Here is an 18,264-nt window from a genome sequence, read left to right on the forward strand (position 1 = left end):
TTTTTGGGGCCGGGTGAATGACATAACAATAAATAAAGATGTTTTTAAAGCAATATAACGGCGCAGCCGCAGGCTGCGCCGGAAGGATGTGCATTATGGTTGTATAAATACTATCCTTCATTTACTACAAAAGTGATGGATTGCTTCTGGCGATAAATAACATTACGGCCATTCTGAATGGCAGGCACCCATTGCTTGCTGCGTTTGATAACTTTTATGGCCTCCTGGGCAGTGCCAAAACCGGGATCATTCAATGCCGCTATATCAGAAATGTTGCCTTCTGCATCTACGATAAAAGACAGCACTACCGTGTATTGCCCAACCGGCGCACCATTCTCTACCGGTAGTTCTGTGTTGAGGTTGCGTTCCAAAAATTTACTCCATTCTTTTAGCCCGCCCGGGTACCGGGCCTCTACTTGTACAATAGTAAATACCTCTGGCGCCTTTTCTTTCACAAGTTCCTTTACTTCGCCTATTCCTTCTTTTTCGATAGGCGGAGCAACAATATCACCTATGTCCTGCCCATCTTTAGTAACATTCGATATTGTTACATTTTCAATCTGCTCTTCTGATGGCACCTCCGTTTCCGCCACCTGCTCATCCGGAACGATGCGTGGAATAGTTACCGCAATTGTTCTTACTTCGAGCGGTTTTGGTTTTGGCGGTTCTACAATTACCTGCTCTTGTTTTTCTTCCGGCACAAGGTTGGTCAGCTCATAATCCTTCACCGTCATTACTACCCGGCCATCATCTTTCTTTGCATTGGCAATCATTACGCCCGCGGTAAATACCAGGCACACAGCACCCATACCCAATAATGATCGTTTGATGCGTTTGTTGTAAGTGGTTCGCAAATCATAAGCGCCATAGGCTTTGTTTCTGTTTTCGAAGATAATGTCAAGCACATCGGCTTTCAAAATGTTGTTAGCTTCCATGGTTATAGTTTTGCAACTAAGACGATGCACTCCGGACTATTCCATAAAAATAAAGTTGTGTGGAATTTTGAATTTCATGCATCGTAAAAACGGCAGAAAAACCACGGCAGCAGGCTGCCACAAAGGTTATGCAGAAACACACACACCTTACACGAAAAGGTTTTTCACAGGCCAGGCCGCACACGTTAGCAGAAGATTGTTGCCAATGCCTTTTGCTGTATCTTATTATAACAGCGCTGTTACATTGTTTTATTTTTCTATCATCAACTTCTCAGTAATAAGTCGCACATTGTGGAATTATTGCTACGGTAAAAATCAGCAATCGCCTATTTTGGCGCTAATTATACCTTGCATATTATAGGCATAATTTTTATAATTTCAGGTGTCTGAAACAGGCACTGACTGCAATTACATCTAAAGACAAACTGAATGGACACTTCAAAAGAGTACAAAGTAAACAGGTACGTATTTCTCATCATTATTCTTGCCCTGGGGCTATTTCTTGTTTTTAGCCTCATCCAGTTTTTTACAGCTTTCCTGCTGGCAATTATTTTTTATATCCTGGGCAAGCCATTGTTCGATAAGCTTATCAAAAAGCGAAAATGGAAAAAAAGCATGGCCGCCATTCTTATCATTTTTGTCTCCTTCTTCATCATCCTGCTCCCCATCATTACATTGGTGTCTTTGCTGTACAATAAGATTGCCGGCGTGGTCATGCACCCGGAGACAATTATGAACACCCTCAAAACATTCGATGCATATATGAAGAGCCGTTTTGGTGTTGAGTTGCTGTCAACCAAAAACATAGCGGATCTCCAGGCTTATGCTACGGCCGGCCTTTCCCTTATACTAACACAAAGCCTCAACTTCTTCAGTACAATTATCATGACGTATTTCTTCCTGTATTTTATGATCATCAATACCGGTAAGATGGAGGCAGCCATTGTATTTTATCTGCCCTTCAAAAAAGATAAGCTCATGCTTTTTGGTAATGAACTGGTGGCACAAACATTCAGTAATGCCGTAGGTATCCCCATGATTGCTGTTGCACAGGGTGTTTGCGGTTATGTAAGTTTTCTTATTGCAGGCGTGCCCGAGGCTGGTTTCTGGGGTGTAATTGCAGGTTTCGCATCCGTAATTCCTGTGGTGGGTACAGGCATTGTTTGGGCACCGGTAAGTATTTATCTTTTTGCTATCGGCCATACGTGGCAGGGCATTTTTGTTGCTGCGTGGGGCCTGCTTGTCATGGGCAGTGCAGATAATGTAATCCGTTTCCTGTTGGCCAAGCGAATGGCAGATGTGCATCCTATTGTTACCGTTTTGGGCGTTATCCTGGGTTTAAAATATTTCGGCTTTGCAGGCTTGATATTCGGTCCTATTCTCATCTCGTTTTTTATCCTTTTGCTAAAGATCTACTACCTCGAATACCAGAAGCCTGCCACCGCAAAACGAACCAACAAGCCACGCCAGCTTATGCCTTCTTACATGCAGCCATTTCTTGGAAACACAAAAAAGAAACTGAAAGTCTAAGCGCTTCCCGCGGCGGCCGTTTTTATATAAGTGCTTATATATGTTGCCAACAGCAGTTCTTTAGGCATCGCCTGTTGTGTCACTCACTTGTACTTGTATCTTTCATGGCAGCTGTTCGCAGCGGCACAGGCTTGTTTGGGTGTCCACTGTTTTGTAAATAGTAAAGTCAACCAGGTCAAAGTAAACGCGGGTCATGCATGTTGGTCAGGGGTATCTGTATAACCATAAGCACGTTTTTTTTTACGCTGGCGTTGCAAACCAGATTAGATTGCAGCCCGAATAAAAAAGTTAACACTCATTAGTTTTCAAAAGAAACGGATAGATTTGCACAAATTGCCTGCTATGACCTCCATAAATTTTGAAGTTAAAGACCAGATTGCCTTTATAACGCTTAACCGGCCGGATAAGCTGAACGCCTTCAACCGCGAAATGGCCATGATGCTGCAGCAGCGGCTGGATGAATGTCAGCAAGACAAGAACATCAGGTGTGTATACCTTACCGGTGCAGGTAAAGCTTTTTGTGCCGGCCAGGACCTTTCTGAAGTAGTACAGACAGATGGTGAGATCGTTAATAAAATGCTGCGTGAACAATACAACCCCATTGTCTGGAAAATCCGTATGATGGAGAAACCTGTAGTTGGCGCTATCAATGGCGTGGCTGCAGGTGCCGGAGCAAATATGGCGCTCGCCTGCGATGTGGTTATTGCCACGCAGTCGTCTTACTTTACGCAGGCATTTTCAAAGATCGGTCTCGTGCCCGATTGTGGTGGTACGTTTATTTTGCCGCGGTTTATTGGCTGGCAACGCGCCAGTGCATTAATGATGCTGGCAGATAAAATATCTGCCGAAGAAGCAGAGAAAATGGGCATGCTTTATAAAACCTATACAGATGAAACATTCCTGCAGGAAAGTGTAAAAATTGCTGAAAAGCTTTCTAAAATGCCTACACGAAGCCTGGCCATGATAAAGCATGCATTAAACTTTTCTGTAAGCAATACATTTGAACAGCAGTTGAAAGTTGAAGACGTATTTCAGCAAAAGGCAGTAGAAACACACGATTATAAAGAGGGCGTAAAAGCTTTCCTCGAAAAACGTGTTCCCGAGTATACAGGTGAATAATATAAAATAAGGCTATGACAGAACAGGATGCTCTTGCTAAAAAAGTGGTCGACCGCATGTTACAGACCGATCATTTCAGTGCGTGGATGGGTATAACTGTTATTGACGTAAAAGCAGGCTACAGTAAAATACAAATGACGCTGCGCAGGGAAATGCTCAACGGCTTTGGCATTGCACATGGTGGTATTACCTTCTCGCTGGCAGACAGTGCATTTGCATTTGCCTGCAACAGTGATGGTAAGGTTACACTTGCATTGGATGTAAGCATGTCTTTCCCCAAAGCCGTTAAAGAAGGCGACATATTAACGGCAGAAGCAAAGCTGATCAATAAAACAAAAAAAACCGGCCTGTATCTTGTAGAAGTTTGTAACCGGCAAAATGAACTTGTTGGCTTGTTTAAAGGCACCTGTTACAAAACAGAAAAGCCTTTGATTTAAAAGAAAAGCAGATGATCTACGCTTATAAAGATTTTATTCCCGTTGTGCATGAATCTTCATTTATACATCCGCAGGCTTGTGTTACAGGCAATGTAGTCATTGGTAAAAATGTATATGTGGGTCCGGGTGCCGCCATTCGTGGAGATTGGGGTGCAATCATCATTGAAGATGGCTGCAACGTTCAGGAAAACTGCACCATACACATGTTCCCGGGAGTTACCGTTTTATTAAAAGAAGCTGCACACATTGGTCATGGTGCAGTTATACATGGAGCAACGATCGGCAGGAATTGCCTGGTAGGCATGAACGCCGTTATCATGGATAATGTAACGCTGGACGATGAATGTATTGTAGGTGCGCTGAGCTTTATAAAAGCCGGTGAAACATTTGCGGCCCGGAGCCTGGTAGTGGGCAACCCCGCAAAAAAAATAAAAGAAGTAAGCGATGAAATGATTGCCTGGAAAACAGAGGGCACAGCGCTATACCAGGTACTGCCTGCCAACATGCACAATCACTGGCGTGTATGCGAACCATTGCGTGAGTTACCGCCTGAACTACCAAAGCAGGATGTACTATATGAAACATGGAACGATGTAAAGAACAATAGCTAATACAGCAAACTGCTACACAAACAGACATGATGGAGATGATTTTTTCCGCTTTAATGATAACAGCTATTTTCTCATGCAGTAATACACATAAAATGTCTGCAGGTACCTTCGATCAATATGCACGCACTGAACAGGCTACAGATTCTTTTTTACACGCCCTGCAGCAGCAAAATGAAGTAGTGCTCGCATTTGCGGTAGAAAGCAACGCTTGGGTAAGAGCAGTTGATTACAGGATTATTGCTTTGAATAAGGGAACATGGAAAGGTTATACATATTACAAACGTACGAGTGGCGCACCTTCGCAAACAATAAATGATATTGAAGTAGTGCAGGACTCCTGCAATGCGGCCTGGCATTTTGTACAAGCCAATGAAGCATGGAAGATAAGCGGGGACAATGGCAAAGACTTTTGTGCTGGAGAGAGGAAAAGCAATTGTAATATTTACGATGGTGTTACCTGGCGGTTAATGATTATTACCAGAGATAGAATAGCTGACCCATCTTATTACGAGCCCCGGTTTTATGATGATTGCTGCCCGGGCAATACAGAACGTAAACTCTTCATCACTACTACAGACATATTAAGAGCAGCCGCACATGCACCTGGTGATGATGATGATGAATGATCAGTAACCTCGTTCCGGCATCTTCAGGCACTGGCTATAAAGGATCGCTTCAGCTCAAACTATTGCCGAACGTACAAGTGAGTGACACAACAGGCGATGCCATATATGCTACTGCTTGCTTCATAACTTTTATCTTTGCTTTTTTACAACGATGGACAAATCAAACTTTATAGACTATATAAGGATATTCTGCAAAAGCGGACACGGTGGTGCAGGCAGCAGGCATTTTATGCGGAATAAACTAACCGCATTTGGCGGTCCTGATGGTGGTGATGGTGGCCGCGGAGCACATATTATTTTAAAAGGTAACAGCCAATTGTGGACATTGCTACACCTGCGTTATTATAAAAATGTGCTGGCAGAAGATGGCGAGAGTGGCAGCAAAAACAGGAGCACCGGTCGGGATGGTAAAGACATTATTATTGAAGTGCCGCTTGGCACGGTTGCACGCGATGAAGAAACAGGTGAAATAGGTGCAGAAATTTTAGAAGATGGCCAGGAAGTGATATTAATGCCCGGTGGCCGTGGTGGTCTTGGCAATTCAAATTTTGCCACACCCACCAACCAGGCACCAGACTATGCCCAACCCGGCGAGGCAGGACAGGAAGGCTGGAAGGTGCTCGAGCTGAAAGTGCTGGCAGACGTGGGTTTGGTGGGTTTTCCCAATGCCGGTAAGTCTACTTTATTATCTGTAATAACTGCTGCAAAACCTAAAATTGCAGACTATGCTTTTACCACCTTAACGCCACAATTAGGTATGGTAGAATACCGCAACGGAAGATCATTTTGCATAGCAGATCTGCCGGGTATTATAGAAGGTGCAGCAGAAGGGAAAGGGTTGGGTCACCGTTTTCTGAGGCACATAGAGCGCAATGCGGTGTTGCTTTTTTTAATACCTGCAGACAGTGCCGATCATAAAAAGGAGTTTGATATTCTCGTTAATGAACTGGAAGAATACAATGCCGAAATGCTGCAGAAAGATTTTCTTATTGCGATAAGCAAATCTGATATGCTGGATGATGAACTAAAACAGGCGGTAGAGAATGAGCTGCCAAAGAATATTCCACATGTATTTATATCGTCTGTTACGCAGCAGGGGTTGATGGAGCTGAAAGATAAATTATGGCAATTGCTCAATAAAAAAGTTGGTTAAACAGTTGTTAGCCTTTTGGCGAATTACTTTTAACAAGTTCATAATTTCAGCGCTAAAGTATTGACCAGCATTGATAATTGTCATTACAACACTTATCAGGTTTATTAATTTTTTGTGAAGACAGGTTACCTTTTCAAATTTTGCGTATATATTTGCGTCAGAATTACACAAAGGGTTTCCAGCCCGCCCCAATATTTCAAAGCTTTGAAAAACTACAACTGCACTGTAGAACTATAACGATAACTTCCATCCCGATTGTTTATTAGCCTTAATGATTTCTTGCATACGCGTTTGCGCGCCATAATAAACTTTTTTTGTTAATCTAAAATGTAAGAATTATGAAAAGGAAATTAATGTCAGCAGTGTTAATCGCAGCAACAATAGCAGTATTAACACCAGCAGTAAGCCAGGCTAACGATAACAAAAATGCTACCATTGAAATTTTGTCAACTGAAAATACAACATCTGTACAGTTTGCAGGAAGCACAGACAATGCGTTGCTGTTCGATGTAAAGATCAACAACCCAAAAGCAGACAAATTTACTTTGTTCATTCAGTCTGCAGATGGCGAGGTATTGTTCTCACAGGTGTATAGCGATGTAAACTTCTCTAAAAAAGTTAAGTTGCTGAAAGGTTCAGACAATTCATCTTACAGGTTTACTATTAAGTCTTCCAACAAATCACTCGAAAACAGTTTTGTGGTAAATGCTGCTACAAAAACAGTAGATGATGTGGTTGTAACGAAGCTTTAATATCCTACCTTATCAAGACACGAAAAAGCATGCAGCAGGTTGTTGCATGCTTTTTTATTGGAGCCCCAAAAAATCAGTTGTTAAATTATTGCCGTGCATTAGTAGATTTGCTTTGGGTTTATACAACATATTTATGGGCCGGGCAGCAGTATAAGCATGAAGCATTGTTGCGTCGCACTCTTGTACTGCATATCTTTTTTCAGCACGCAGGGCACCGGCAGCGCAATTGTATTCAAACCATTAAACCGGCATGTTTAAGCGGTAGTACTGGTTGTATAGACCCATCAAAAAAAGATAATAACGAATGCAGCAAACAGATTTTCTTGTAATTGGTTCAGGTATTGCGGGCTTAACCTATGCCCTGAAAGTAGCCAAACAATTCCCGGATAAAAAGGTACTGATCATTACCAAAACACAGGCTGATGAAACCAATACAAAGTATGCACAGGGTGGTGTGGCCGGCGTGTGGGACGAAGTAAATGACAGCTACGATAAGCATATAGAAGATACCCTTATTGCGGGCGACGGATTGTGCAAGAGAGATATCGTGGAGATCGTTGTAAAAGAGGGCCCGCAGCGTATTAAAGAGATCATCAATTACGGGGCAGAATTTGATAAAACAGAAAGTGGTGAGTATGCTTTAGGTATGGAAGGCGGGCACAGCAAACATCGTATACTCCACCATAAAGATGTTACGGGCCAGGAGATGGAAAGGGCATTACTCTCACAGGTAAGACTGCACAAGAACATCAAGTTGATCAAGCATTGCTTTGTGGTGGATATTATAACGCAACATCATTTTGGCTACCTCGTTACAAAAGCTACCACCGATATTACGTGTTATGGCGTATACGTTTTAAACCTTGAAACAAATACCATCCAGAAAATTATAGCAGGTATAACGTTGCTTGCAAGTGGCGGCTGCGGACAGGCATACAGAACCACCACCAATCCTAAAATTGCCACAGGTGATGGTATTGCAATGGTTTATCGTGCAAAAGGAAGAATCGAGAATATGGAATTCATACAGTTTCATCCAACTGCTTTGTATGAGCCAGGGGTGTCACCATCATTCCTTATTACAGAGGCGGTGAGGGGCGATGGCGGTATCCTTCGCAATAAAGATGGTGAAGGATTCATGGAGCGCTATGACAGCCGCAAAGATCTTGCGCCACGCGATATTGTGGCAAGAGCAATAGACAGTGAGATGAAGCGTACCGGAACAGAGCATGTATACCTTGATTGCCGGCACATGAACGAAGAAAAATTCATTCATCATTTTCCCAACATTTATGAAAAGTGCAAAAGCATTGGTATAGATGTAATGCAGCAGATGATACCCGTTGCACCTGCGGCACATTACAGTTGCGGCGGCATAAAAACAGATGAATGGGCCAGAACATCCATCATCAATTTATACGCAGCCGGTGAATGTGCAAGCACAGGCCTGCATGGCGCCAACCGTTTGGCCAGTAACAGCCTGCTGGAAGCGATGGTTTTTTCACACAGGGCATATTTACATGCAACCGGATTATTACAAGGCAATCATACGCCCGCTGCAATGAATGCTGCAGCCATACCCGATTGGGATGCGCAGGGTACAACCGATCCCCGGGAAATGATCCTGATAACGCAAAGCCAGAAAGAGCTGCAGCAGATCATGAGTGATTATGTGGGCATTGTAAGAACAGATGTGCGTTTGCGCAGGGCAATGAAAAGGCTCGATCTTTTATACGAAGAAACAGAACAATTATATGCCAGTACAAAGGTATCCCCGCAGATATGCGAACTGCGTAGCCTTATCACTGTGGGCTACCTCATCGTAAAAGGTGCACAGTTCAGGAAAGAAAGCCGCGGACTGCATTTTAACACTGATCATCCTGGGAAGAGTGCATTGCTGCAGGATATTGTTCTTTAACCTTAGCTAAGATTTATGTACTACGTGGTATATGGTATTTTTTACCTGCTTTCATTGTTGCCGTGGCGTGTTATTTATATCATCAGCGATGGTATTTATGGTTTGTTGTATTATATCATTCGTTACAGGAGGGATGTAGTAGACAACAACCTGCTTATTGCATTCCCTGAAAAATCTGAACAGGAGCGAAAAAAAATAGCCAAAGATTTCTACAAAGGTTTTGTCGATAATTTTATTGAAGTCATCAAGTTTGTTTCTATCTCTAAAGCTGAAGTACAGAAACGCTTTACGTTTGATGCCCACGTTATCAATGATCTTTACCCTACTGGCCGCAATATACAATTAACGCTGGGGCATTTTTTTAACTGGGAGTTTGCCAACATTGCTTACGCATCTAAGATCACGTACCCTATTGTACTCGTTTATATGCCTATTGAAAACAAGGTGTTTGACAGGCTGTTTAAAAAGATCCGTGAACGCTTTGGTACCAATCTCGTTGCAGCCACAAGATTCCGTAAAGAGTTTCTGCCATACGCCAAACAACGTTATGCTTTAGGGCTTGTTGCTGACCAGAACCCCGGCGGCCCTGACATTGCATACTGGACAGACTTTTTCGGTCGCAAGACGGCTTTTGTAAAAGGTCCGGAGCGCAATGCAAAAATGAATAACGAGATTGTGATACTCGTAAATTTTTATAAAGTCAAACGCGGCTATTACCACTCCGTATTTGAGGTCATCACCACCGAGCCGCGCACACTACCCGAAGGTGCCATTACCAAACAAATGGTGGCCTTTATAGAAAAATGCATCCGCCAACGCCCCGCCAATTATCTCTGGAGCCACAGAAGATGGAAATGGGAATTTGATGATGAAAAGCATGGGCAGTTTGTGATATAGGCATCTGTTTTCTTAATGCTTCTTGCGTAGGGCGGTGATTTCACCATTTAATCTCCCGGCCTTTTCCCCGGGACAATACACCGTCTTTTCCGCGTATTTTAGATTTGAGCGTTTTTCTGCATTTGCGGGAAAGGCTTACTGCGTGTAGGTTTTATCGAAATCTTACTTTTTTAAAGATTAAATTTTTGGGGGGTATTGTATTTGAAAGAGGTGGAGAGTATATTGAGTGCTTAACTAAAAATTTAAATATGGCAACTTTATTACCTGTACCGCATATGTATGTGGAAAAATATCTGATAGAAGAAAGAATAGCATGGTTTATAAAAAATAAATATAAACCGTTATGCAAATTAAAAAACAAGTCTGAAAGAAAATTTATTTTTATTGAAAAAGAACATTTTCAAAATTTTATATTTTTAGCTAATACGAAGGGTGGACCTGATGGTGCAGTAAGAATTTATTTTGCTAGTTATCCCAATGATAACAGCGCGCCAAAAGGTTTCGAAGATTTATTAACCTTAATATTTGTTCCAGCAGAAAAAAAAGGACAGGAGCATTCCGATCTTGAAGGGCAATATTATGATTTTGATCCAATTTCCGGTCACTTTCAGAAATTAAGTTATTCTGTTGCTAGCACATCTGTTTCTAAGTTTCAAAAGAATGACTTAAAGGAACTTAACAAAACTGTAGATACTCCTGAGGGAGATACCAAAAGTATAATTTATACAATAAAAAAACTTCTCGAATTGAGTGAAGAAATGGACTATCAAAAAGCAAGTGGAGTAAAAATTTATTTTTCATCGTATCGTAATATTGATACCGATCATTCGAGAGATCAATATCCAAAACAGCTTATTTTGCAATTTGTATTAACAGAATTAATCGGGAATAGCCATGAGGATTTTTTCATCGATGAACGTGAAGATTTTCCTCAACGCGAAAGGCAAATGAAAATTATTAATAATCAAGCAGATCTAATAAATAAAGAAGTAAGTAAAGTCGATTCGTTAATCAAGCTTTTAGGAACTGATTCTTTCGACACGGGATCCCCATGCCCTCCAGCTACCTGTGGCCAAACAAAACTGCCTTAAAGTAGTTGCTTCAACATATATACATATCAACAATAGGTTTTGCATTTTTATCCAGCTTGATTAGTTTCAAGCTGGATTATCCTTTTCATTTAAAGTTGTTTTCTTTGATTATAGGATTGGCTTTTATCACAGAATTGCTTGCGGTTTACTTTACTAAAGCATTTCATTTTAAAACAAATGTTCCGGTTTATAATGTTTTCATGCTTATTGAATTTTGGGGCTATGGTTTATATTTTTACAAGATTGTTACATTAATGCTATTGAGAAGAATAATCAAGTTTTTTCTTTTTGTATTTCCTTTATTCTGGTTTATTACCACGCTATTGTTGTTTAAACTGACTACGTGGAATAGCTACTCAATAATAGTAGGTAGTTTCTTCACGATTTGTTTTGCTGTTTCACACTATTACCAGTTTTTTACTTCAAATAGCCTCGCTTCAATAAGCCTAAAAAAACACTCGGAATTTTGGATATCTACCGGGCTAATTGTTTTTTATTCCTGTCAATTACCTTATGTAGGGATGTTAAACTTCCTTATCAAAAATTATCCTGGTCTCGCAACTGGATTATTACCGCTACTACAAATATTCAATGTGATTATGTATTCGATTTTTATTTATGCTTTTATATGCCAAATTCCTCGACTGAAGAAGTTTTAATAACAATTGTCACAATTGTTATTGTCTTTCTTGTATTAGCAGGAATTATCATCTTTATTTTATATAGATTTCAAAAAGATAAGTTTAAGCACAAGAAGGAGTTTATTGAATTAGAGAAAAAATTTATTGAACAATCATTACAATCCCAACTCGAAATCCAGGAACACACTTTCAACACCATCAGCCAGGAAATACACGACAATGTCGGGCAAATATTAAGCCTTGCAAAAGTGCAGGTCAGCATTGTAGAGCATAAAGAAACCAAAGACACAGCAACATTAAAAGAACTCCGGGAAAACATTGGCCAGGCAATGAATGATCTTCGTGACATTGCCAAAAGCCTCAGCAGTGAACGCATACAGTTACTCCGCCTGCATGAGACTGTTGCGCATGAAATGCAACGCATCAACCGTACAGGTTTAATAAATATTGTTATCAATACAACAGGCAATGAGCAACACCTTGAAGTGCAAAAAAAACTCATCCTGTTCCGCATTATTCAGGAGAGCATACAAAACATCATCAAGCACGCAAAAGCTTCTGATGTAGAAATATTGTTTAACTATGCAGCAGATAAAATTGACATTGCAATTACCGATAATGGTACCGGTTTCGATACTGCTGCTGCATTGCAAAAAAATGGCGGGCTTGGTCTGCAAAACATCATCAGCAGGGCAACTTTGATCGGCGGTAGTGCAGTTATTGATAGTGTAATTGATAAAGGAACCAGTATAAAAATCTCAATACCTTATGCCTGATGTAAAATATATAACGATTGTCGACGATCATGCCATGTTCCGGAAGGGTTTAATGATGCTCATCAATATTTTCCCCAACTATAAAGTATTGTTCGATGCGGCTAATGGTAAAGATCTCATAAAACAACTCAATCCAAGGCACCTGCCAGATATTGTGTTGCTCGATATAACCATGCCCGAAATGGATGGCTATGCAACCGCAGAATGGCTGCGCATCAATTACCCTGAAATAAAAGTTTTAGCACTAAGTACGATGGATGCTGATACCGCCATCATCAAAATGATACGTCACGGTGCAAAAGGATATGTCTTGAAAGATGCAGATCCGGCAGAACTTAAACTTGCCTTTGATGAAGTATTGAGCCGAGGTTATTTTTACAACGATCTTGTTACAAGAAAGGTCATGCAAAGCATTAATCATCTTGTAGACGAAAAAAATCCTTTGCCCACTTTTGCAAAATTGAGCGAAAGGGAATTACAGTTTCTTAAATTAGCCTGTAGTGAAAAAACATACCAGGAGATAGCCAAAGAAATGTTTGTGAGTGAAAGGACCGTTGATGGTTACCGGGACGCATTGTTCAAAAAATTAAATCTTAATACAAGAGTCGGTCTTGTCATGTTTGCATTAAAAAACCGGATCGTCGAATTGTAAAGGTATCTCACATAATCACCACCCATAATTACAAAAGCCCCATCCCAAAAGAGACGGGGCTGTAATATGTACCCCCAAAAGTAATTATGTAAAGTAAGTTGTCTGTAACTTAAAAAGCAATCATAATGCCAACAATGCGTATAACGTTATAATATTGCTTTTTTATTACCGGTTTATGACTAAATTATGATGCCTGCGTTTAATGAAAGGGCAGCTTTTTTTCAATGTTTAAACAATAATGATTTTTCTGTTTCGTCAACATCCATCAGTACGTATCGCGTAATGCTATTAATGGTTAGTTCGTCAAATGCATCAACAATATTATTGTAAGAGGCGTCATCTGTTGGCTTGAGTAAAATCACAGTTTCGTTGCCGTCTCCAAATTTGAATGCTACCTGTTCTTTTTTGCTTCTTATTATAGCACGTAAGCCATCCGGTGAATAGTTCGTTGCATGCATGTTATTCAAATCATCGCCGTTGTAATAGTACACTTCATTATCACCCGCAAGAATAATGTTTAACGTTTTACTGCTGCCTGTAGTCATTGAATCTCCTTCATCAGGAATATAAATGCCCATTGCTGTTGGTTTTGCAACAACAGATGTAAAGATGAAAAAGGTAATGAGTAAAAAGCCCAGGTCAACCATCGGTGTAAGGTCTACTTTGGTAGAAAGTTTTTTACTGCGGCGCACACCAGTATGTTTTGTGCTGTTGTTGGTTTGTATTTCAGCCATCTTTTTTGGTTTTACACTAAGATGCAACGCAGCAGTTTTCTCCATACAATAATGTTTGTTACCTTTTATCAAAATTGTATAGCCGTACTCTTAAAATTCTGTATTTATTTGTAGCACATTTAAACAATAAAAAGGATAAACATGATACGTAATCACGAGATCGATTACCGCATTTTCGGCGAAGAAATGCAGTATGTTGAAATAGAACTCGACCCCGGTGAAACTGCTGTTGCAGAGCCCGGTGCATTTATGATGATGGATGACAACATACAGATGGAAACCATTTTTGGCGATGGCAGCCAGCAGCAGACCGGCGGTTTATTGGGCAAACTTTTTAGCGCAGGTAAAAGATTGCTTGTTGGTGAAAATTTGTTCATGACGGCATTCACCAACGTCGGTCATGGAAAAAAACATGTAAGCTTTGCATCCCCATATCCCGGCAAGATCGTTGCCCTAGATCTTATACGCCTTGGCAACAGGATCATTTGCCAGAAAGACGCTTTTTTGTGCGCGGCAAAAGGCGTTTCCATCGGTATAGAATTTCAGCGTAAACTGGGCACGGGCCTTTTCGGTGGCGAAGGTTTTATTATGGAAAAACTTGAAGGAGATGGCATGGCCTTTATGCACGCCGGCGGGCATGTGTTCGAGAAAGAGTTACAGCCCGGCGAATTGTTACGTATTGATACCGGTTGCATCGTTGCATTTACAGGCAGTATAAATTACGATATACAATTTGTGGGCGGTATCAAAAACACGTTGTTTGGCGGCGAGGGTCTTTTCTTTGCTACGCTGCAAGGCCCCGGCCGGGTTTGGATTCAATCTTTACCCATCAGCCGCCTTGCTGCACGCATACTTGCTTACGGCACTTACCAGCGCAAAGAAGAAGGCAGCATCCTCGGTGGCCTGGGTAACCTGCTCGATGGTGATGGCTACAGGTAGCAGCTTCATCGAATATTACAATAGCCTTCGTTTTAAGCGAAGGCTTTTTTATGTACTATACTGTATTGCTACTATTAAGCTTTGGTTGTGTCACTCACTTGTGCGTTCTGTTCGTTACTCAGCAAGCGCCACCACCCCGTGTTTTTTAAACCTTGCTGCCCGGCACAGTTGTGTGTAAACAATTATTACCTTTCGGTTATTCATTTACTATTTAATTCAAATGCCGGTATGAAATATTGTAGCACCAGAACTTGTTTGTTTATTGTATGCCTGCTTGTAAGCGCAGCCGCTTACACTCAGCCAGCAGGCAAAGTAATAGAGCAACGCATAGTTAAAAGCGCGTTGATGAATAAAGACGTTAAATACACCGTTTACCTTCCTGCAGATTACGAAACATCTGAAAGAAGTTATCCTGTAGTTTACTTATTGCATGGTTATACAGATGACAATACAGGCTGGCTGCAGTTTGGCGAAGTAAACCGCTATGCAGATAAAGCTATTGCAGAAGGCACTATTCCGCCAATGATCATTGTAATGCCAAACGGAGATTCAAGCTGGTACATCAATTCCTTTGATGGTAAAGAAAACTATGAAGATTTCTTTATCAAAGAATTTATGCCCGCCATTGAAAAGACCTACCGCATAAAAGCACAAAAAACCTACCGGGGTATTGCTGGCTTAAGTATGGGCGGTTATGGTACGCTTATTTATGCGCTTAAATATCCTGATCTTTTTGCTGCCGCCGCACCACTAAGCGCAGGTGTATTTACAGATGATGAAATGGTGGCCATGGATGATGATAACTGGAAGAATGTATTCGGGCAATTGTATGGCCACAACCTGAAAGGCAAAAGCAGGCTCAGCAAAGCTTGGTTTGATAACTCCATATTAAAAATTGTAGAGACAAAACCTGCTGATGATTTAAAGAAGGTTCGTTTGTATATTGATTGCGGCGATGATGATTTTCTTATCAAAGGTAACTGTATGTTGCACCTGGCATTGAAAGACAAAAATGTGCCACACGAGTTTCGTGTGAGAGATGGTGTACACAACTGGCCCTACTGGCGTACCGGCATTACTGATGCACTGGCTTTTATAGGCGACAGCTTTCATCAATACTGATCTTTGAGCACCTCATATAGCAAAAGCCACGCATTGCGTGGCTTTTGCCTTTATACATCAGAAAAGCTTATAGTTGATTTTTGTTGTTCAACCCCGGAACGCTGCAGCCGCCATAACAACCGAACGTACAAGTGAGTGACACAACAGGTGATGCCATAATAACTACAGCTCGCCCACTAACTTTTAAAAAGATCATCATCTATAAAAGGTTGTTTTCTTAAACGTTTGCCGGTGGCTTTAAAAATTGCGTTGGCAACAGCGCCGCCGGTAGGTGGCAGTGCAGGCTCGCCAAGACCTGTAGGGTCCATGCCGTTGTCAACAAAATGTGTTTCAATTTCAGGAACTTCTTTGATGCGTATAAGCCTGTAATTGTGGTAATTTTTTTGCTCCGTTGCACCGTCTTTAAACGTTAGTTTGGCATACATGGCATGGCCAAATCCATCTACAATACCACCCATAACCTGGTGCTCTGCACCAATGGAATTGATCACCTGACCGCAATCTGAAACAGCATAAATTTTTTGTACTGCGGGTTTGCCGTTTTTCATAACCACTTCACAAACCTGCGCTACGTACGAGGCATGTGAAAAATACACGCTGAAGCCCTGTGCAACATTTTTCTTTTTGCCCCAGCCAGATTTTTCTGCTGCCATTTTTATTACTTCTTCCATGCGGCTGATGTTGTACTTAATAGCACCAACGGGTTGCTGCTTTGCTTTTGCCAGCAGCTCCAGCCGGAACTGCACCACATCTTTGCCGGCAGCCATGGCCACTTCATCTATAAAGGACTGCTCTGCAAAAGCGAGAAAATTTGTGATAGGCGCACGCCATGCACCGGTGGTAATGGGCGACTGATGTTCTACAGATTCTATGAGCAGGTTATCAACTGCGCCGGAAGGAAAATTGTCTTCTCTTGTTGTGTTGCCGGCATTAATGCCTGCGCCCCTTAATTTATAGCCTGTAAGGTTGCCGGCACTATCCAGTGCTGCTTCAAAACGGTAACGAACAGCGGGCCTGTAGCTACCGCCCTGCATGTCATCTTCTTTGCTCCAGATCACTTTTACAGGCGCTTTAATAAGGGCAGACAATTCTGCCGCTTCTGTTACATAATCGAACTTAAGCCTGCGGCCAAAACCGCCGCCAAGCCTTGTAAGCTCCAGTGTTATTTTTTCTTCGGGAATATTGAGCAGTTTGGAAACCGCTTCCCTGGCGCGTTGGGGTGTCTGGCTTGGTCCTGCAAGCTCTACAGTGCCGTCATTTTTAACATGCGCAAAAAAGTTCATCGGTTCCATTGGGCTGTGCGCAATAAAAGGGCATTCATATTCTGCCTTTACCACTTTGGCAGCATTTTTAAAAGCTGCATCAACGTCACCGTCTTTACGTTTTACTTCTGCTTTGCCATTATCAAGCAGGTCTGTAAAAATTCTGTCGTGGTCAGCAGAGCTTTCAATATTGCCGTCTTTTTCGTATTCTATCTTTAGCAACTTACGCGCTTTAATGATGTGCCATGTAGATTTCCCCACCACGGCAATATTGTTTTTAAAAGTAACAACAGCTGTTATGCCGGGCATTGCCTTTGCTGCGGCCGTATCTGCAGATTTTATTTTAGTGCCAAACGCAGGCGGCCTTTGCAGCATGGCGTATAACATGCCTTCGCGGTAAAAGTCCATACCAAACATGGGCTTGCCGGTAAGTATATTCTTGTTCTCAACGTTCTTTACTGCCGTACCAATGATTTTAAAATCTTTCCTGTCTTTGAGTGTTACGTTCGTTGGTACAGGAATATTTGCGGCGTCCAAGGCCAGCTCTCCATAACCGGCTTTTTTATTTCCGGCCTTGTGCAAAACGAATCCATTCTCTGCGGTACATTCTGTTGCGGGCACGCTCCATTTTGCGGCAGCCGCCGCAATAAGCATTGCCCTTGCAGTTGCACCTGCATTGCGCAGGCGCATCCATGAATGTGGTACAGCACCACTGCCACCCGTAAGCTGGCGGTCAAATTTTTTGGTATCCAGAGCAGCCTGCTCCACTTTTACTTTGGTCCAGTCTGCATCAAGCTCTTCCGCCACAATCATGGGGAAAGATGTTTTGATATTCTGCCCAAGCTCGGGGTTGGGAGAATAGATGGTAACTGTTCCGTCTGTAGCAATGGCAAGATAGCTGTTGAAGCTGGCCATTTCGCCAGACGATGGATCACCAATAATTGCAGGATTTTTTTTCGGTGCGCCAAAGGCATTGAAGCCTAGTATAAAACCGCCCGTTGTAAAAGTGGATAGCTTTAGAAAATTTCTTCTGCTGTTGTTATGTCTGGCTGTCATATGTTAAAATTTT

Annotated in this window: 17 protein-coding genes; 14 read left to right on the plus strand and 3 right to left on the minus strand. The window is 41.7% G+C overall.

Features of this window, described 5'->3' with window-relative positions:
• Positions 1-110 precede the first annotated feature (110 nt).
• Positions 111-935: an energy transducer TonB gene (locus I5907_RS08125; protein ID WP_196990215.1), complete on the minus strand. Its 825-nt coding sequence runs from the start codon at positions 933-935 to the stop codon at positions 111-113.
• A gap of 429 nt (positions 936-1,364) precedes the next feature.
• Between I5907_RS08125 and I5907_RS08130 the strand changes: the two genes are divergently transcribed.
• The 12 genes from I5907_RS08130 to I5907_RS08185 all read left to right on the plus strand — a co-directional run bounded on the left by I5907_RS08130 (position 1,365) and on the right by I5907_RS08185 (position 13,138).
• Complete coding sequence (locus tag I5907_RS08130) at positions 1,365-2,465, plus strand: AI-2E family transporter (protein ID WP_196990216.1); 1,101 nt, start codon at positions 1,365-1,367, stop codon at positions 2,463-2,465.
• 342 nt (positions 2,466-2,807) lie between these two features.
• On the plus strand, positions 2,808-3,584 hold the full coding sequence (locus I5907_RS08135; RefSeq protein WP_196990217.1) for an enoyl-CoA hydratase-related protein: 777 nt from the start codon (positions 2,808-2,810) through the stop codon (positions 3,582-3,584).
• Between the two features lie 14 nt (positions 3,585-3,598).
• Complete coding sequence (gene paaI / locus I5907_RS08140; RefSeq protein ID WP_196990218.1) at positions 3,599-4,021, plus strand: hydroxyphenylacetyl-CoA thioesterase PaaI; 423 nt, start codon at positions 3,599-3,601, stop codon at positions 4,019-4,021.
• 11 nt (positions 4,022-4,032) lie between these two features.
• Positions 4,033-4,632 carry an acyltransferase gene (locus tag I5907_RS08145; RefSeq protein WP_196990219.1) on the plus strand — a complete coding sequence of 200 codons (600 nt, stop codon included), beginning with the start codon at positions 4,033-4,035 and terminating at the stop codon, positions 4,630-4,632.
• 26 nt (positions 4,633-4,658) lie between these two features.
• Positions 4,659-5,258 carry a hypothetical protein gene (locus tag I5907_RS08150; RefSeq protein ID WP_196990220.1) on the plus strand — a complete coding sequence of 200 codons (600 nt, stop codon included), beginning with the start codon at positions 4,659-4,661 and terminating at the stop codon, positions 5,256-5,258.
• A 151-nt stretch (positions 5,259-5,409) separates the two neighbouring features.
• Positions 5,410-6,411 (plus strand): GTPase ObgE, encoded by a 1,002-nt coding sequence (gene obgE / locus I5907_RS08155; protein WP_196990221.1) that lies wholly within the window; start codon positions 5,410-5,412, stop codon positions 6,409-6,411.
• Between the two features lie 338 nt (positions 6,412-6,749).
• A complete protein-coding gene (locus I5907_RS08160; RefSeq protein ID WP_196990222.1) occupies positions 6,750-7,163 on the plus strand; it encodes a hypothetical protein in 414 nt (137 codons plus the stop codon).
• 304 nt (positions 7,164-7,467) lie between these two features.
• On the plus strand, positions 7,468-9,081 hold the full coding sequence (gene nadB / locus I5907_RS08165; RefSeq protein WP_196990223.1) for an L-aspartate oxidase: 1,614 nt from the start codon (positions 7,468-7,470) through the stop codon (positions 9,079-9,081).
• Between the two features lie 15 nt (positions 9,082-9,096).
• A complete protein-coding gene (locus I5907_RS08170; protein WP_196990224.1) occupies positions 9,097-9,978 on the plus strand; it encodes a lysophospholipid acyltransferase family protein in 882 nt (293 codons plus the stop codon).
• Positions 9,979-10,226: 248 nt separating this feature from the next.
• A complete protein-coding gene (locus I5907_RS08175) occupies positions 10,227-11,069 on the plus strand; it encodes a hypothetical protein (protein WP_196990225.1) in 843 nt (280 codons plus the stop codon).
• A 628-nt stretch (positions 11,070-11,697) separates the two neighbouring features.
• A complete protein-coding gene (locus I5907_RS08180; protein ID WP_196990226.1) occupies positions 11,698-12,486 on the plus strand; it encodes a sensor histidine kinase in 789 nt (262 codons plus the stop codon).
• Positions 12,479-13,138 carry a response regulator gene (locus tag I5907_RS08185; RefSeq protein WP_196990227.1) on the plus strand — a complete coding sequence of 220 codons (660 nt, stop codon included), beginning with the start codon at positions 12,479-12,481 and terminating at the stop codon, positions 13,136-13,138. Before I5907_RS08180 ends, I5907_RS08185 begins: the two co-directional genes overlap by 8 nt.
• Positions 13,139-13,359: 221 nt before the next feature.
• Here the strand turns inward: I5907_RS08185 and I5907_RS08190 are convergent, their stop codons facing one another.
• Positions 13,360-13,917: an ExbD/TolR family protein gene (locus tag I5907_RS08190; RefSeq protein ID WP_196990228.1), complete on the minus strand. Its 558-nt coding sequence runs from the start codon at positions 13,915-13,917 to the stop codon at positions 13,360-13,362.
• A 96-nt stretch (positions 13,918-14,013) separates the two neighbouring features.
• Here I5907_RS08190 and I5907_RS08195 point away from each other — a divergent pair, with 96 nt between their 5' ends.
• Both I5907_RS08195 and I5907_RS08200 read left to right on the plus strand, forming a co-directional pair.
• On the plus strand, positions 14,014-14,811 hold the full coding sequence (locus I5907_RS08195) for a TIGR00266 family protein (protein ID WP_196990229.1): 798 nt from the start codon (positions 14,014-14,016) through the stop codon (positions 14,809-14,811).
• Between the two features lie 345 nt (positions 14,812-15,156).
• The gene (locus tag I5907_RS08200) at positions 15,157-15,933 is read left to right on the plus strand and encodes an alpha/beta hydrolase (RefSeq protein WP_196990230.1); all 777 of its coding nucleotides are present in this window, start codon (positions 15,157-15,159) and stop codon (positions 15,931-15,933) included.
• Positions 15,934-16,109: 176 nt separating this feature from the next.
• Here I5907_RS08200 and I5907_RS08205 read toward each other — a convergent pair whose 3' ends face one another.
• Positions 16,110-18,251: a xanthine dehydrogenase family protein molybdopterin-binding subunit gene (locus I5907_RS08205; RefSeq protein WP_196990231.1), complete on the minus strand. Its 2,142-nt coding sequence runs from the start codon at positions 18,249-18,251 to the stop codon at positions 16,110-16,112.
• Between the last annotated feature and the right edge of the window lie 13 nt (positions 18,252-18,264).

Source organism: Panacibacter microcysteis, from assembly GCF_015831355.1.
Classification (GTDB): domain Bacteria; phylum Bacteroidota; class Bacteroidia; order Chitinophagales; family Chitinophagaceae; genus Panacibacter; species Panacibacter microcysteis.

Coding starts and splice junctions, on each gene's coding strand:
- I5907_RS08195 (WP_196990229.1), top strand. CDS start 14,014: ATGATACGTAATCACGAGATCGATTACCGCATTTTCGGCGAAGAAATG.
- I5907_RS08160 (WP_196990222.1), top strand. CDS start 6,750: ATGAAAAGGAAATTAATGTCAGCAGTGTTAATCGCAGCAACAATAGCA.
- I5907_RS08200 (WP_196990230.1), top strand. CDS start 15,157: ATGAATAAAGACGTTAAATACACCGTTTACCTTCCTGCAGATTACGAA.
- obgE (WP_196990221.1), top strand. CDS start 5,410: ATGGACAAATCAAACTTTATAGACTATATAAGGATATTCTGCAAAAGC.
- I5907_RS08180 (WP_196990226.1), top strand. CDS start 11,698: ATGCCAAATTCCTCGACTGAAGAAGTTTTAATAACAATTGTCACAATT.
- I5907_RS08150 (WP_196990220.1), top strand. CDS start 4,659: ATGATGGAGATGATTTTTTCCGCTTTAATGATAACAGCTATTTTCTCA.
- I5907_RS08205 (WP_196990231.1), bottom strand. CDS start 18,251: ATGACAGCCAGACATAACAACAGCAGAAGAAATTTTCTAAAGCTATCC.
- I5907_RS08175 (WP_196990225.1), top strand. CDS start 10,227: ATGGCAACTTTATTACCTGTACCGCATATGTATGTGGAAAAATATCTG.
- I5907_RS08145 (WP_196990219.1), top strand. CDS start 4,033: ATGATCTACGCTTATAAAGATTTTATTCCCGTTGTGCATGAATCTTCA.
- I5907_RS08135 (WP_196990217.1), top strand. CDS start 2,808: ATGACCTCCATAAATTTTGAAGTTAAAGACCAGATTGCCTTTATAACG.
- I5907_RS08125 (WP_196990215.1), bottom strand. CDS start 935: ATGGAAGCTAACAACATTTTGAAAGCCGATGTGCTTGACATTATCTTC.
- I5907_RS08190 (WP_196990228.1), bottom strand. CDS start 13,917: ATGGAGAAAACTGCTGCGTTGCATCTTAGTGTAAAACCAAAAAAGATG.
- nadB (WP_196990223.1), top strand. CDS start 7,468: ATGCAGCAAACAGATTTTCTTGTAATTGGTTCAGGTATTGCGGGCTTA.
- paaI (WP_196990218.1), top strand. CDS start 3,599: ATGACAGAACAGGATGCTCTTGCTAAAAAAGTGGTCGACCGCATGTTA.
- I5907_RS08170 (WP_196990224.1), top strand. CDS start 9,097: ATGTACTACGTGGTATATGGTATTTTTTACCTGCTTTCATTGTTGCCG.
- I5907_RS08130 (WP_196990216.1), top strand. CDS start 1,365: ATGGACACTTCAAAAGAGTACAAAGTAAACAGGTACGTATTTCTCATC.
- I5907_RS08185 (WP_196990227.1), top strand. CDS start 12,479: ATGCCTGATGTAAAATATATAACGATTGTCGACGATCATGCCATGTTC.